The 15,112-nt window shown below is 33.0% G+C and carries 13 protein-coding genes and 1 tRNA gene; 12 read left to right on the top strand and 2 right to left on the bottom strand.

Features of this window, described 5'->3' with window-relative positions; all coding sequences use genetic code 11:
- The 7 genes from BMX53_RS15465 to BMX53_RS15435 all read left to right on the top strand — a co-directional run bounded on the left by BMX53_RS15465 (position 1) and on the right by BMX53_RS15435 (position 9,238).
- Positions 1-75, top strand: a tRNA-Val gene (locus BMX53_RS15465).
- A 794-nt stretch (positions 76-869) separates the two neighbouring features.
- Positions 870-1,280: a hypothetical protein gene (locus tag BMX53_RS15460; RefSeq protein ID WP_063175396.1), complete on the top strand. Its 411-nt coding sequence runs from the start codon at positions 870-872 to the stop codon at positions 1,278-1,280.
- Positions 1,281-1,343: 63 nt separating this feature from the next.
- On the top strand, positions 1,344-2,567 hold the full coding sequence (locus BMX53_RS15455) for a hypothetical protein (RefSeq protein ID WP_063175397.1): 1,224 nt from the start codon (positions 1,344-1,346) through the stop codon (positions 2,565-2,567).
- 293 nt (positions 2,568-2,860) lie between these two features.
- Positions 2,861-4,639 carry an arginine--tRNA ligase gene (gene argS, locus BMX53_RS15450; RefSeq protein ID WP_074747412.1) on the top strand — a complete coding sequence of 593 codons (1,779 nt, stop codon included), beginning with the start codon at positions 2,861-2,863 and terminating at the stop codon, positions 4,637-4,639.
- A 64-nt stretch (positions 4,640-4,703) separates the two neighbouring features.
- Complete coding sequence (locus BMX53_RS15445; protein WP_074747409.1) at positions 4,704-6,152, top strand: SGNH/GDSL hydrolase family protein; 1,449 nt, start codon at positions 4,704-4,706, stop codon at positions 6,150-6,152.
- A complete protein-coding gene (locus BMX53_RS15440) occupies positions 6,139-7,563 on the top strand; it encodes a LysM peptidoglycan-binding domain-containing protein (RefSeq protein ID WP_074747406.1) in 1,425 nt (474 codons plus the stop codon). Before BMX53_RS15445 ends, BMX53_RS15440 begins: the two co-directional genes overlap by 14 nt.
- Before the next feature lie 13 nt (positions 7,564-7,576).
- Complete coding sequence (locus BMX53_RS15435; RefSeq protein ID WP_038987061.1) at positions 7,577-9,238, top strand: MBOAT family O-acyltransferase; 1,662 nt, start codon at positions 7,577-7,579, stop codon at positions 9,236-9,238.
- An 88-nt stretch (positions 9,239-9,326) separates the two neighbouring features.
- Here the strand turns inward: BMX53_RS15435 and BMX53_RS15430 are convergent, their stop codons facing one another.
- A complete protein-coding gene (locus BMX53_RS15430) occupies positions 9,327-9,800 on the bottom strand; it encodes a DUF4265 domain-containing protein (protein WP_038987060.1) in 474 nt (157 codons plus the stop codon).
- 117 nt (positions 9,801-9,917) lie between these two features.
- Positions 9,918-10,889 (bottom strand): SMP-30/gluconolactonase/LRE family protein, encoded by a 972-nt coding sequence (locus BMX53_RS15425; RefSeq protein ID WP_063175401.1) that lies wholly within the window; start codon positions 10,887-10,889, stop codon positions 9,918-9,920.
- 200 nt (positions 10,890-11,089) lie between these two features.
- Between BMX53_RS15425 and BMX53_RS15420 the strand changes: the two genes are divergently transcribed.
- From BMX53_RS15420 to BMX53_RS15400, 5 genes are all read left to right on the top strand, one after another.
- Positions 11,090-12,217: an SPFH domain-containing protein gene (locus BMX53_RS15420; RefSeq protein ID WP_074747403.1), complete on the top strand. Its 1,128-nt coding sequence runs from the start codon at positions 11,090-11,092 to the stop codon at positions 12,215-12,217.
- 139 nt (positions 12,218-12,356) lie between these two features.
- Complete coding sequence (locus tag BMX53_RS15415) at positions 12,357-13,445, top strand: TFIIB-type zinc ribbon-containing protein (RefSeq protein ID WP_063175403.1); 1,089 nt, start codon at positions 12,357-12,359, stop codon at positions 13,443-13,445.
- A 30-nt stretch (positions 13,446-13,475) separates the two neighbouring features.
- Positions 13,476-13,934, top strand: a complete 459-nt coding sequence (locus BMX53_RS15410; protein WP_063175404.1) for a hypothetical protein — start codon at positions 13,476-13,478, stop codon at positions 13,932-13,934.
- 143 nt (positions 13,935-14,077) lie between these two features.
- Entirely contained in the window at positions 14,078-14,374 is a 297-nt protein-coding gene (locus tag BMX53_RS15405; protein WP_063175405.1) for a DUF6922 domain-containing protein, read from the top strand.
- A 1-nt stretch (position 14,375) separates the two neighbouring features.
- The gene (locus BMX53_RS15400) at positions 14,376-15,092 is read left to right on the top strand and encodes a nucleotidyl transferase AbiEii/AbiGii toxin family protein (protein ID WP_063175406.1); all 717 of its coding nucleotides are present in this window, start codon (positions 14,376-14,378) and stop codon (positions 15,090-15,092) included.
- Positions 15,093-15,112: the final 20 nt, after the last annotated feature.

Below are 15,112 nucleotides of genomic sequence, written 5' to 3'. Positions count from 1 at the left end.
GGGCGATTAGCTCAGTTGGTTCAGAGCACCTCGTTTACACCGAGGGGGTCGGGGGTTCGAATCCCTCATCGCCCACAAGATAAGCTTCACTATACAGTGAGGCTTTTTTTATACCCGTATTTTAAGGGAAACTTCTCTATTAGTAGTTTTACTATTTTTGTATTCTAATATGCTTTTATCGTATATAAGTATTTCTGTTGTAAGTATATTTATTAGCTGCTTTAAGCTGTTTTGTTAAAAGGATCTATTGCCTTATAAGATATCTCCTCTTAGTTACTAATCCTTTAGGTTGTTTAAAAAAGTATAACTGCTTTTTTGTTTTTACATCTATTATTTTGTTTTTAGATGGGATAAATCGATGCTTTTCTCGTTGTTTTTTTTAAAATAAGCCTTTATATTCATGTTATATACCTGTTTTATAAAAAAAGCAGTATCATTTTTTTATTTTATATATTTAGTTAATATATTGTAAGTTAGTTAATTAAGTGTTTTTTGACTATTTTGCTATATAGTATGAACGCTCCCTCATCCCTTATAAATACTGCTATAGAGATAGATCCTTGGACAATTCATGGACAATAAGCTGAGTTTAGTTGAGTAAGAAGGGCTTTTGTCGAAGGACTGTTCATTAATTGTCTTCTTATTGTCCTTGAAAGGGACATGAGGGGTATGAATAGATGGTCTTGGTGAATGGTGTAAGAGGTAATTTGTTGATATGTAGTGTGTTTGTTTGATTTTGTATATTTAATTAGCTGTAATAATCTTACTTTAGTATATACTAACCTTGTTATATTATGGGGGAGGTCTATTGTAAAGGAATTAGGTGTTTTGTTTTAGAGTATGGATTGAATATTTAGAATTGTATAGTTATGAGAAGGTTTTACTTAGTGATACTTGTATTTATCGGGATGTTTGCTATGCCTAGAGGATATGGGCAGACTATTAATGGGACTAGTCACTTTGCTAGTTCTGCATCAGTAGTGTATCTAAATGGAAATCCTAAAGCGTATTTAGAAGATGTGGAAGTGAGATTTTTTGCTAATTTTAAAACGAAGTACGTTCCTGTTGTATCTAAGAAATATGAAGAGTCAGATGATATAAGAGAGTTGATGCGAAATAAGTATCGCCATTTAAATAGTAATATAGTTTTTAATGGAGGAGTTGTTATAGATGTTTCTGAGTATTCTAAGAAGGAAGAGACTACTAGAGCTTGGCGTGATGATTTTACTTTTTTAGAGAACCTTTTTGTGGATCTGTTATTTGGGTTATTGTCTAATTAATTGTTGTTTATAAGATTTAGTGATTTTAAGATAAATAAGTTTAGTAAGATATGTTATTTTGTTATGAAGGTATTTAAAAGTGTTATCGTAATAGGATTAGGGTTGTTGTGTTTATTAGGATGTACTACACCTCCTAAAGATGGGTATTATAAAGCTGTATCTTTTAGTAAAGTGGATAAGACTCTTATGTGGGGGATGACTTTGGGGTATATGGAATTTATAGGAGAGACTGTACCTTATTTAAGAATCGAAAACGGAGAAGTGATAACTGATTTTCCTATAGAGCATAGAGAACCAATAGAAAGTTTTAAGACTTTTACAGGAGCCACATATGATGATGGGAGGTCTTTATTAGATAGTATTTATAAAATAGATTTAAAGAAAGATACACTTGAGATAACTTTTCATTATGCTGGAACGTCTCAGCCTACTAAAGAATTTGTTTTTAAATATTTATATATATCTAAAGAAGAGTATGATAAAGGAGTTAATAAATTATTTGCCAAACAAGAGGAAGTGAAGAATAGTTTTACTACGATGGATTTGTCTTCATTAGACTATAAACAAAAACGCCCAGCGTATTTAAAAGAATATGAGAGTATGTCAGCAATGAATAAATTGCTTAATGTAGCTAGTGATGAAGATGATCGTATGGAAATAGATTATAGACCAGAAGATTTGAGGATATTCAGAGATACTACATATAATTTCAAAAAGTTTGTAATAAAAAATAGTGATCTTATTGGTAAAACAGTTGCTAATATAGATGAATTTAAGTTTTATAGTTTTGATGTATATGTTGATGAAGAGATGAATACATTGGGAATTATGCTTGAACAGAAAGAAATGAAGAAATCAATTATCAAAGATTTGCTGAATAACCTTAAGGAAAAAAATAGCAATCTAGAGATGTCTGTTTTTGGACTTCCTGAGAAAAAGAGTGATGGAAGTTTACGTGGTCTAGCTGATATATTAGCAGTGAAGTGGTATAGTAATGATAAAGTGGTTACACTTATGATCGATAATACTTCTAATAAAATAGAAGAAGTGAGAAAAGAACAAATTATATCTCTTGTTAATGGAAAAAAAGCAAAAGGAAATATAGATGAGCTTTGGTTTTACCTAAATAAGAGAGATTTGTCTGATATAAAAGTATTTATTATGTCTTCCGATTTTGATCGTGTTATCAAGGCAAATAATATTCATAATCAACGACAAGATTTCTATGGATATCCTAATTTAAAAAGTTATGAATATGTGTGGAGGGGATATTATGATTTTGAATAGACCTTTTTATGTTTATTTAGAGAATATGGATGATTAGATATAATTATTGTACGATTATTTTTTAAAACAGTAAGACGATTTTTAGTGTGTTGTTCTTTGTATTTTAACAGTTATTTACCTGTTTTGCTAGAAAGGGTAGGTTTGTTTATGTGGTTATGTTTTTGTATTTTAGATAGTTAAATATTTTGAATGAAGTTAAATTAATTCTAAATGAAATGTTTAAATTCCTTGTATAGACTTCTTGAAATGACGAAATATAAATTATCTTTGCTTCTTTAATAAAAATAATCAAAATGACATTAAATCAGATTTTAACTCCGCAGATAGAGATGGCGATTCAACAATTATACGGTGCTACCGTAGAGAAAGTTGAGTATCAGGCGACAAGAAAAGAGTTTGAGGGTGATATTACTGTAGTTATCTTTCCTTTTTTAAGACAAATAAAAGGAAACCCGGTAGAAATTGGAACTAAAATAGGTGAGTACTTAGTAGAGAATACATCTGTAATAGAACGGTTTAATGTAGTAAAGGGTTTTTTAAATCTAGTAGTTTCAGATAGTTATTATATCGATTTCTTTAGTGCAATACGCGGTGAAGAACACTTCGGATATGTAACACCTACACCTGGTGATAAAGCAGTGTTAGTAGAATACTCTTCTCCTAATACGAATAAACCTCTTCACTTAGGACACGTTAGAAATAACTTATTGGGATATTCTGTAGCTGAAATTTTAAAGGCTTCTGGAAAAAAAGTTTACAAGACACAAATCATCAATGATAGAGGTATCCATATCTGTAAGTCAATGTTAGCTTGGCAGAAGTATAGTAATGGAGAAACTCCTGAGTCTACAGGGCTTAAAGGAGATAAATTGGTAGGAAACTACTATGTGAAGTTTGACGTAGAATACAAAAGCCAAATCAAAGAATTGATGGAGCAAGGTATGACGGAAGACGAAGCGAAGAAAGAGGCTCCAATTATCAAAGAAGCGAAGCAAATGCTTGTTGATTGGGAACACAATAAACCAGAGGTAATCGAGCTATGGAAGACGATGAACCAATGGGTATATGATGGTTTTGCGGTATCTTATAAAAACTTAGGGGTAGACTTTGATAAAGTGTACTATGAGAGCAATACTTATTTATTAGGTAAAGATGTAGTAGAACAAGGATTAGCACAAGGTGTATTCTTTAAAAAAGAGGATAACTCTGTGTGGATTGATCTTACAGAAGAAGGATTAGACGAGAAATTAGTACTTCGTGGAGATGGTACTTCTGTATATATGACTCAAGATATCGGTACAGCTATACAACGTGTGAATGATTTCGGCGATGTTGGTGGTATGGTATATACAGTAGGTAATGAGCAGGACTATCACTTTAAAGTATTATTCTTAATTCTTAAACGTCTTGGTTTTGACTGGGCAGAGAGTTTATACCACTTATCTTATGGTATGGTAGAACTTCCTTCTGGAAAAATGAAGAGTAGAGAAGGAACTGTAGTAGATGCAGATGACTTAATGCAAGAGATGACAGATACAGCTAAGTCTATATCTGAGGAATTAGGTAAACTAGAAGGATACTCTGAAGAGGAGCGTTCTCAGTTATTTACTACTATAGGATTAGGAGCTCTTAAGTACTTTATGCTTAAGGTAGATCCTCGTAAAGGAATGATGTTTAACCCTAAAGAATCAGTTGATTTCGCAGGTAATACAGGACCGTTTATCCAATATACTTATGCTCGTATTCAATCAATCTTAAGAAAAGCCGATTTTGATTATACAGCTGAGGTAAAAGGCATTACTTTAGATCCTAAAGAAAAAGAATTATTAAAATTACTAGAGGAGTTCCCTGTAGTGATTCAGGATGCTGCACGTACGCATAGCCCAGCTTTAGTGGCTAACTATGTATACGAATTAGTAAGAGAATATAACTCGTTCTACCAAACGGTATCTATCTTAGGAGAAGAAGATACAGTATTGAGAGCGTTTAGAGTACAATTGTCAGAAAAAGTAGGTATGGTGATTAAGGATGCTTTCTCTTTATTAGGGATAGCTGTACCAGACCGAATGTAATCTATTAGTATTTTTTGTGAAAGTAGAGAAATCATATATATACCAGTCACTTGCCATTATAGTAATGGCGAGTGGCTTTTTTTTGTTCTTTAAAGGGAATTTACCAGAGAAGTTATTTAGTGAAGAAGCTATAACTACTGGTAATATAGTAGTGGATAGCCTAATGCTAGAAGCAATAGGTCAAGGAGGTACTGCTGAAGTTACTAAGGATACAATTATAGAGAAGACTATAGGGGAAGGCGATGATAGAGTAATCGTGGTGCCTGAGTCTGCTGTATTGAGTACTGAAGACTCTGAATCCTTTAAAGGAATGGTATATCTAGAGAATTTCTTTGCTAGATTATATGCTCTAGAACAACAAAAAGGTGGACGTGTACGTATCGCGTACTATGGAGACTCTATGACTGATGGAGATTTAATTGTACAAGATTTACGTAAGAAGTATCAAGGTAAATACGGTGGTATGGGAGTGGGATATGTGCCTGTAATGTCTGAGTCTGCTCAGTCTAGACAGTCTGTAATCCATAAGTACTCTAACAACTTTAAGATGCTATCTTACTTAAATGTAAAGAAACCACAGAAACCATTTGGTGTATCTGGACAGGTATACTTCGTTAAAGATACAATCAAACAAAGCTGGGTTAGCTATTCTGGTGGTAAGATGCAGAATATGACAATGCTATATAATCCAACACTTTATTATGGTAGTTCTAATAATAAACGTGGAGAAGTAGTAGTTATAACTAATAAAGATACTATCGTTAGAAAGCTAAATATAAACTCAGAACTGAATAAGTTGAAATTAGCTGAAGGTAGTGTAAAAGATATTAAGGTAACTTTTAAACATGCTGATTCTATTCCTATTTATGGGTTTGACTTTAGTGGAGTAGGAGGTGTACAGGTGGATAACTTCTCTAGTAGAGGTAACTCAGGGCTTCCGCTTTCATTGTTTAAAACTAGCTTAATGCAGAAGTATCAGAATAATCTAGATTATAGTTTGATTGTTCTACATTATGGAGCTAACGTATTAAACTATGGTACATTAGATTACTCATGGTATACAAAGAAAATGGGTGCTGTAGTGCAACATTTAAAACAATGTTTTCCTAATGCTAATATATTGATTATCTCTGCTGCTGATAAATCATCTAAAGTGGATGGAGTGATGCAGACAGATAAGGCTGTAGTACCATTAGTAAAAGCTCAACGTAAGTATGCTATCGAGTCACATGCTGGATTCTTTAACCTGTATGATGATATGGGAGGTAACGGATCTATGGTGAAATGGGTAGAAGAAGGTAAGGCAAATAAAGATTATACACACTTTAATCATAAGGGAGCTACTGTAATTGCTGAAAAAGTGTTCGCTAGATTAGAGGAAGGGTATACAGAATATAAAAAGAAAAAAGGTGGGAGTGTAAGACCTGCTAATAGAACTGACTCTGTACAGCGTGCTAATAATAGTACTGTAGGAGAAAGTGCTAAACAAAAAATAGAAAATGAAAAGGAGTAAAATTGCTGTTTTTGTTGTAGGTGTTTTATTTCATATTAATTCTTTTGGTCAAACCAACTATGGAGGATCGGGTAATTATGAAGCTGATGATAGTGGATTAGTGAATAAAGAAATAATAGGAAATAAGATCTATTATACAGAACAATTAAAAGGTTTCTTTGATAAGATACAACAAGTAACTAAATCAAAGAAAGGAAAGATCAATATAGTTCATATAGGAGACTCCCATATTCAAGCTGATTTTTTTAGTGGGCGAATGAGAGTCTTGTTACAAGATAAGTTTGGTAATGGAGGATTAGGGTTTGCCTTTCCTTATAAATTAGCAAAGACTAATGGTAATGCTCTAGTTAGATATTCATCTAATGCTGAATGGAGTAGTTATAGGAATATATTTCCTGTTAAAGACGCTAATGTTGGACTGAGTGGTATAGCCTTATCTACTGTAGATAAGAATGCTGTAATAGAGCTTAGTGTACGCGATGCTAGTTATGGCTTTTCGCGCATGAAAGTGTTTACGCCTTCTAATACTAAGGACTTTAATGTAGGGACGTCAAGCAGAAAAGTGTTCTTAGAGTCTAGTGCTCCTAAAAAGATTTCACATCAAATCAAAAAAGGAGAGTCTCTGACTGGTATCGCTAATAAATACGGTACTACAGTAGGAGAAATCAAGAAGGCTAACAATATGAAAAGTACGACTATACACCCAGGAAAGAAATTAAATATTCCTAGTAACCAAAAGGTGTCTTCAGCAGTGGCAGTTGGTACAGAAATGTTTAATGAACTTTCAGGAGAGAAGAATGATGTATTTTATACTTTTGAACTAGGAGAGGAGTTAGATCGTATTTATTTCTATTCAAATAAACAGGCTGAGGCATACGATTTGAATGGGGTAGTATTAGAGAATGATAAACCAGGTATCTTATATCATACGATAGGGGTAAACGGTGCTAGGTTCTCTGACTATACAAAATACGACTTGTTCTTTAGACAGTTAAAAGGATTAGAAGCAGATTTAGTAATCGTGTCTATGGGGACTAATGAGTCTTTTGATAGAATGAATGCTAAAGACTTTCAGGCTCAAGTGAATGCTTTTTTGGCTAAGGTGAAAAGGGTAGCTCCTAATGCGAGTGTATTATTAACTACACCACCACCATCTTATTTTTCTAAAGAGAACCCGAATACTGTAGCGGCTGAGTTGTCTAATGAGTTAATCATTAACGGTATCAGTGGTAAGTATGCTATATGGGATTTATATTATAACCTAGGAGGAACGTTAGGACTTTCTTCATTGAGAGAGAACGGTTTACTATCAAAGGATTTAGTACACTATACTGTAAAAGGGTATGAATATACAGGAGACCTGTTTTATGAAGCTCTTTTAGAGGCTTATAACCAATTTGTTAAACAATAGTCTTCTTATTTAAATGAGTCTATTAAATATCGAAATACCAAGTATAACAGCTGAACAAGTTATCAGCTGGTTTACTTTTAATCCTAAAGAGCCGTTATTATTTAATTCGGCTGCGTTCTTAGGAATCTTTATAGTGTTTTATCTCTTCTATATCTTGATGAGAAAAACATTTCACGTTCGCTTGTTATATGTGACATTGTTTTCATTGTTCTTTTATTACAAGTCTAGTGGTATGTACTTTATCATTCTAATAGGATCATCGCTGATGGACTATTATTTTGCGAGTATTATTAATCACACCCATAATACAGCTAAGAAAAAACTGTTGTTGACGATTAGTATTATTGTTAACTTAGGATTGTTAGGGTACTTTAAGTATACAAACTTCTTTCTAGATGGTTTTAACTTCTTCGCTAATACTAAGCTACATTTAGATGATATTATTCTACCTGTAGGTATTTCATTCTTTACCTTCCAGTCTATAAGTTACATTATAGAGATTTATCGTAAAGAAATAGAGCCGACAAAGAATTTCTTAGACTATCTGTTCTTTATTTCGTTTTTCCCGCAGTTAGTAGCAGGGCCTATCGTACGTGCTAAGGACTTTTTGCCACAGATATATAAGAATGTATATGTGTCGAGAGAGTATGTAAATGAGGGACTATTATTAATCATAGGAGGGGTATTAAAGAAAGCTGTAATCTCTGATTATATTTCTATAAACTTTGTAGATCGTGTGTTTGATTCTCCTAATAGTTATACAGCTTTTGAGAATCTAATGGCTTCTTATGGGTATGCTATACAGATATACTGTGATTTCTCGGGATATTCAGATATGGCTATTGGTATTGCATTGTTAATGGGATATAGATTACCAGTTAACTTTAATGTACCTTATCAGTCAGAGTCTATTACAGAGTTCTGGAGAAGATGGCATATCTCACTTTCTACTTGGTTAAAGGATTTCTTATATATCTCAGTAGGAGGAAATAGAAAAGGAAGTTTCGGAGGATTCTTCTTCCCTGGATTATTCTTTGCAGGAATAGTAGGGTGGGGAGTTTATTATATGAATGAGAGTATCATTCCATTGATATTAGCTATTGCATCTATTGTTGTATTTGGACTTACTTTCCTTTTAGCTAAGGACAAGAAGAAGAATATGTACACTAACTTTAACTTATTAACGACAATGTTATTAGGTGGGTTATGGCATGGTGCAAGTTTGCGTTTTATTGTTTGGGGGGCACTTCACGGTATCGCTTTAGCAATACACAAGATTATTATGGAGTTATTCCCAAGAGCAAAAGGTGTAAAACCTAATTTCTTATGGCGTATATTCTCTATATTCTTGACGTTTAACTTTGTTACGTTTTGTTGGATATTCTTTAGAGCAAATTCATTTGATACAGCTCTAGATATTATCAATAATATCGGACAATTAGAGTTTGACTGGAATGCATGGAGTACTATAGCGATGGGGTATAAGAATGCCTTTATGTTAATCGGTATTGGGTTTGTATGGCATTATATTCCTAAGTCATGGATGGAGGTTCCTAATCAGATGTTTAATGTAGCTCCTATGTTTGTTAAAGCTGTTGTGTTAGGATTTGTATTCTGGATTGTATATGCTACAGCAACTGCAGGACCACAACCATTTATTTATTTCCAATTCTAAAGAATAGATAAGTATATATACAAAAATACCCGATTCACTGAATCGGGTATTTTTGTATTGTTACATAAGAGTTATCCTGAGTATCGGATTATTTTTGTCTTAAGTCAGCACTGTGTTTAGGAGAAAGTAATGGTTCTGCGAACTCAATTACTTTTTCTTCTTCTAAAGCTCCTAAGATTGCATATACGTTTTTGTAATCTGTCTTACTCGGAACATTGATAACGAAGTACTGGTCACTACATACTTCTATCTCTGTACCAGAGTAAAGTATTTCGTTGTATAGATCTTCTCTGTTGTATTTGTCTTTTAAGACGATAACTTGTACTGTAGTATTACCAGAAGGAGTAGCTACATGGCGATAAGTTAAACAGTCTTCTGTAGAGTCAAATTCAGCAAATACAATATCATCACATGAAAAGTCAGGACCGTAAAAAGGAATATTATCCACTTGGTATAATCCTTTTTCCTCATCTATTGTCTTTCCCCAAAAAGTCTCGACAGTATTTTCTTCTAAGACATCACTATAATATCTAACTAAGATTTGTTGATATTGCTCTTCCATTGTGTACTAGTATTTGTTTTATTTGTGTTTAATCGGTGAATAGAGAGAATTCGCTATTCGGGCTCAAAGATAAGCCAAACTAGAAAATATATGAGTAAAACAACAGTATTTGTGTGCTTAGTCTCTAAGTTTTAGTTTGAGTACTTTGTCACTGGCAGTAATGTATAGTGTTTTATAATCTTCACTAAATACACAGTCAGTAGCGATTTCTGTAAAATGTACACGAGCTATAAGTTCCATATCTTTATTAAATATCCATAGTCCATTAGGTCCAGCTGTGTATATATTACCAAATTTGTCTGTCTTTAGCCCTCTAGGTTTATCATCTATATCACTTATAAAAGGGGTGTAGTCAAAGACTTTAAATGTATCCTCATTAAGCTTTCCTTTGTTGAGTTCATATCTGTATAGATAGTCTTTTTTCTTATCAGAGTAGGTTATATATATAGCTTTATTGTCTGGAGATAAAGCTATACCTTCAGGAGATAAGTGATTTTCTAATAAGAGTTCTAGTTTATTCTTATTCGATATTCTATATAATCCATATAGAGGCTTTTTAGAAGCTTTAGATTTATTATCTGTTGCAATGGTATCAGTGAAGTAGATATTGCCTAATTTATCCTCTGTAAAGTGTAAAGGAGTGATAAGTTGGTGTTTTTGAGGATTGCTTATCCAGGTGTCAAAGTTGAACTTAGGTTCTCTAATGATGGCATTCATTTTAGCTATCTTGTCTTCTCCATAAAGCATAAGAGTTATCTCTCCAACATTGCTAAATAGGAGAGCACTAGAGTTTAGTTCGCCATTTTTAGTATTTTGACCAATGAAGTCTATATCTTCTAGATAAGTTTTAGGTTCCTTATAATGCTCTTTCCAGTAGTGAATTCGCTTGTTTGGCAAGTCTGTAAACAGTAGTAAGTTTTCGGCTTTAATCCATATTGGAGAGTCTGCGTATTTAAATCCTTGAGCGATTATTTCTACGTAGGCATTGTCCTCAAATACTAATTGAGCTATAGGGTTAATAATTTCGATTTTACCTATTCGCTTACCACTTTTAGTTTCTGTATTATTATGTTTAAGATTCTTATTCATAATAAGTTGCTTGATAGTTATAGTAAATAAATATACTAAAAAATGTTCAGGATATGATAGGATATATAGAATTTATTATAGCCCTATTTATTGTATGGATAGTATAGATTAAAATTAGAAACTATTATCTTTATAAAAATTGTAACACAAAATCTGTTACATTTACTACTGTAATACTACTAATAAGAAAAAGAAAAGATATGAACTTGTTTAGAAAATTAGCGGGTGAATTCATTGATATAATTGAATTCTTAGACCCAACACAGAATACGATAGTACACCGTTTTGAGCGTTATCAAAACGAGATTAAGAATAATGCAAAGTTAGTTGTTCGCGAAGGACAAATGGCTGTGTTTATCAATGAAGGACAATTAGCTGACGTATTTAGTCCTGGTACACATACTTTAAATACACAAAACTTACCAATACTAGCTACATTAAAAGGATGGAAGTATGGATTTAATAGTCCATTTAAGGCTGAGGTGTATTTCGTAAGTACAAAGACTTTTATCGATCAACGTTGGGGAACTAAAAACCCTATTATCTTAAATGATGACCGTTTTGGTATGATTGAAGTTAGATCGTTTGGTACGTATACTTTTAAGATTGCTGATCCAGGTAAGTTTATCAAAGAGATTGTAGGAACGTCAGGTACATTTACTACAGATCAAATTAACGATCAGTTGAGAAGTGCTATTGTTACTCGTTTTACAGATTCTATTGGTGAGGCTAATTTACCTATTGAGACATATGCTGCTAATCTGAATGAGTTGTCTAATGCGATATTCGCTTATATGAAAGACGACTTTGAGGTATATGGTATGGATGTAACGAAGTTCTTAATCGAGAACGTATCTATGCCAGAGGATATCAAAAAAGAGATCTTTGAATTAAGTAGATTAGAGCGCGTTGACTTAAATAAATTAATGCAAATGAAAGCTGCGAAAGCTATGGAAGCTGCTGCTAATAATCCATCAGGTGTAGCAGGAGCGGGAGTAGGTATGGGAGCAGGTTTTGCAATGGCTAATCAGTTTGGTCAAGCTATGGCACAAGGACAAACGTCTACTCAACAACAAGCACAGCAACCAGTAACTAATACACCTCCACCAATACCTGGTGCTGTAGTAGTAAGTTACTTTGTAGCGCTAAATGGTCAGCAAGCAGGTCCTTTTGATTTAGAAGGGTTAAAACAGATGGTTAGCAATGGACAACTGTTAAGAGATACTTTAGTGTGGAAGAACGGCATGGCTAACTGGGATAAAGCAGGAAATCAAGGTGATTTAAACGATGTATGGGGACAAACTCCTCCACCGTTACCAAATATATAGTACAATAGAGAAAGGTACTCCAGAAGGCTTTAAATCTTCTTTAGTACCTTTTTTTATATAAGTGTACAAGTTGTTTTAATGAAAGCAGGATAACTTGCAGTTTTTAAAGGGAATACAGATCTATTAATTAGTATAGAAAGTGTCGTCAGGAGAAGAAATAAAATTAAATACATCAGAGGCTACACCATGTAGTTCATGTGGTGGACCAATGTCATATAAACCAAGTGCTCAAGCTTTAGTTTGCGAGTACTGTGGTAATGTCAAAGAAATAGAGCAAGGAGAATTAGAGCTAAAAGAGCACGACTTTGTTAGCTTTATGGAGAGTTATGAGAAGGAGAGTTTTAGTACAACTAAGGTAGTGGAGTGTAGTAGTTGTCACGCTACTGCTACTGTAGATGAAAACTTAAAGTCAATGGCTTGTCCATATTGTGCTAATCCACTTGTAGAACAAGATATACATGAAGAGCGTTATATTAAACCTGAATACGTAGCTCCTTTTGCTGTGGATAGAAATCAAGTGGCAGGAATATTACAAAAGTGGATTAAAGACCTTTGGTTTGCACCAAATAAAATACAAAGAGGAATATTCTCTGCTGATAATTTAAGGGGAGTATATGTACCTTTTTGGACATATGATATGCAAACTTATACGCAGTATCGCGGAGAGCGTGGAGATGCTTATTATGTAACTGTTGGTAGTGGAGATAATAAGAGAAGAGAACGCAGAGTATCTTGGTCAAGAGTGAATGGTACAGTGTCAAACTTCTATGACGATGTATTAGTAACAGGTAGTAAAACACTTAAGATGGATTTGCTTAATTCCATTTCTACTGGATGGGATCCTAAAGCTGTACAAAAGATAAAACCTGATTATCTAAGTGGATTTATTACAGAAAAATATCAAGTTGACTTAAAAGAGGGATATGATAGAGCTCGAGATATTGTTGCTCAATATGAAAGAGAAAGCGTAAAGAGAGATATAGGAGGTGATGAGCAACGCGTACACAACATGGATACGGAGTTGTCTAATATGACATTTAAACATATTCTATTGCCTTTATACGTTAGTTCATTTGCTTATGGAAGTAAACAATATACATTCTATGTAAATGGTGTTACTGGTAGAATTACAGGAGAACGCCCTTATAGTGCGTGGAAGATCGCTTTTGCGTGTTTTATTGGTTTGGTAATACTGATATTCCTTATTTTCTTGTTTAAAGATGCTTAGTATTGAAATAAAAGAGGTAACTGGAAAGTCATGAGAAAGTTTTTAATATGGAGTATAAAGGGAGTATCTTTTTTATTACTACTGATTGTATTTGTAGTAATTGCTCGGATTGGTTATTTAGCTTATTTAGAACGTTCTATACAACCTAAAATATTATCAAATAAGGAAGAGGTTATTAATGTGATGTATGTCAACTGGGCCTGTGATTGCGCTAACTTTATTGATGTATCACTACTTCAAGAAGGAAAGGATATTGACGAAAATGATTGTATATTCATAGAGCCAAATGCAGATGAGTTAACTATAAATTCAGATACCCTATATCACAAACAGTTTGATTACTACCTAAGGCTAAAAGGTCAATATTATATCGATGAAGGTGTACCAAGTAGTTATGAACGCAAAATAGTAGAACCATTGATGGCTCCTAATAAAGCAAAGGTGTTTAGATATACAGCTTATGAGTTTATAAAAAAAGAAAAGATATAAAATAACAAAGCCTCCTATTAGGAGGCTTTGTTATAAGTGCTTGTTAATCTGTGTGTTTTGATTAAATAAGTAAAAATACTTTCATATCTTTGTATGTGTAATGTACAAGGTAGGTGACTTGTATTGTATTAAAATCAATTGTTATGAATATTACTTCTCTTAATTTAGCGGAAATGCCAAGAGTGTTTTTTTGGGATGTAGATATTGAGTCACTTGACTTAAAGCGAGATTATTTCTTTATAATATCGCGTATTTTGTCATTTACTACAGTAGAGTTTCTATGTAATAATATTGATATTATTAGAACTCAGTTTGATATGCAGATTATTCAACAGGTTTTAGAAAATACGAGTGAGATTATTAGTGAAGATATTTATAAGTTAATGTCAGAAACTTATGATATTCCAAATTATAGTCATTGTGTTAATATACCTGTTTAATATGGTTGATAAGCGAATAGTAAAAACGATAAAAGAGTTGCAAAGTCTTGGTACTTTGCAACTCTTTTTTTTGGCAGGTGGAACAAACTTAGCAATGCGATTTAATCATAGAGAAAGTGAAGATATTGACCTGTTTTGTCAAGAGAGAATAGGAGTAAAAGGCTTCAAATTAATAGAAAAAGAGGTTAAGGAGTTTTTTAAGGAAAGGGTAGTATTTACTAAGATATCATCTGAAGATAACGATGATATAGTTTTTTTAAGAGCAGTAATTCTAACCGATGGATTAAATATTAAAGTAGATATCATTCAATCACATATACTTTTATATGATATTGAGATTATTGATACTATTAGAATGGCTTCAGTTAAGGATATTGCAGTTTTTAAGATTGCAACAATATGCAATAGAAAAGCTATTAAAGATTTGTTTGATCTTGATTTTATAACAGATAAGGGGTTACCTATTGATAGAATAATGAATCTTTATTCTGAGAAAAAGACAAAGGAGAATATGGTGACTATTTTTAATTATAGGAAGGTCAATTGTCCTATAGATAACCCTGAGTTTCTATATGGTGTAATCAGCCCAATAGGAGCAAAATTACCTTATCATGAAAATCCAAATACAGTTAAAGGTGTTGAAAATAGAATTATTCTCTACGCCAAATCAAATTGGAAGATAAAAGTGAAGTCTTATATTAGAACTATTAGAAAATAACAAAGCCTCTCATTAGGAGG

The sequence above is a fragment of the Myroides marinus genome (assembly GCF_900109075.1).
GTDB classification, from domain to species: Bacteria; Bacteroidota; Bacteroidia; order Flavobacteriales; family Flavobacteriaceae; genus Flavobacterium; species Flavobacterium marinum_A.
Note: the sequence above shows the minus strand (reverse complement) of the source record. Positions and strands in the feature narration are given on the sequence as shown.

What these genes read in the sequence shown, in the direction of transcription:
- BMX53_RS15460 (WP_063175396.1), top strand. Translation starts at nt 870, where the DNA reads ATGAGAAGGTTTTACTTAGTGATACTTGTATTTATCGGGATGTTTGCT.
- BMX53_RS15455 (WP_063175397.1), top strand. Translation starts at nt 1,344, where the DNA reads ATGAAGGTATTTAAAAGTGTTATCGTAATAGGATTAGGGTTGTTGTGT.
- argS (WP_074747412.1), top strand. Translation starts at nt 2,861, where the DNA reads ATGACATTAAATCAGATTTTAACTCCGCAGATAGAGATGGCGATTCAA.
- BMX53_RS15445 (WP_074747409.1), top strand. Translation starts at nt 4,704, where the DNA reads ATGGCGAGTGGCTTTTTTTTGTTCTTTAAAGGGAATTTACCAGAGAAG.
- BMX53_RS15440 (WP_074747406.1), top strand. Translation starts at nt 6,139, where the DNA reads ATGAAAAGGAGTAAAATTGCTGTTTTTGTTGTAGGTGTTTTATTTCAT.
- BMX53_RS15435 (WP_038987061.1), top strand. Translation starts at nt 7,577, where the DNA reads ATGAGTCTATTAAATATCGAAATACCAAGTATAACAGCTGAACAAGTT.
- BMX53_RS15430 (WP_038987060.1), bottom strand. Translation starts at nt 9,800, where the DNA reads ATGGAAGAGCAATATCAACAAATCTTAGTTAGATATTATAGTGATGTC.
- BMX53_RS15425 (WP_063175401.1), bottom strand. Translation starts at nt 10,889, where the DNA reads ATGAATAAGAATCTTAAACATAATAATACAGAAACTAAAAGTGGTAAG.
- BMX53_RS15420 (WP_074747403.1), top strand. Translation starts at nt 11,090, where the DNA reads ATGAACTTGTTTAGAAAATTAGCGGGTGAATTCATTGATATAATTGAA.
- BMX53_RS15410 (WP_063175404.1), top strand. Translation starts at nt 13,476, where the DNA reads ATGAGAAAGTTTTTAATATGGAGTATAAAGGGAGTATCTTTTTTATTA.
- BMX53_RS15405 (WP_063175405.1), top strand. Translation starts at nt 14,078, where the DNA reads ATGAATATTACTTCTCTTAATTTAGCGGAAATGCCAAGAGTGTTTTTT.
- BMX53_RS15400 (WP_063175406.1), top strand. Translation starts at nt 14,376, where the DNA reads ATGGTTGATAAGCGAATAGTAAAAACGATAAAAGAGTTGCAAAGTCTT.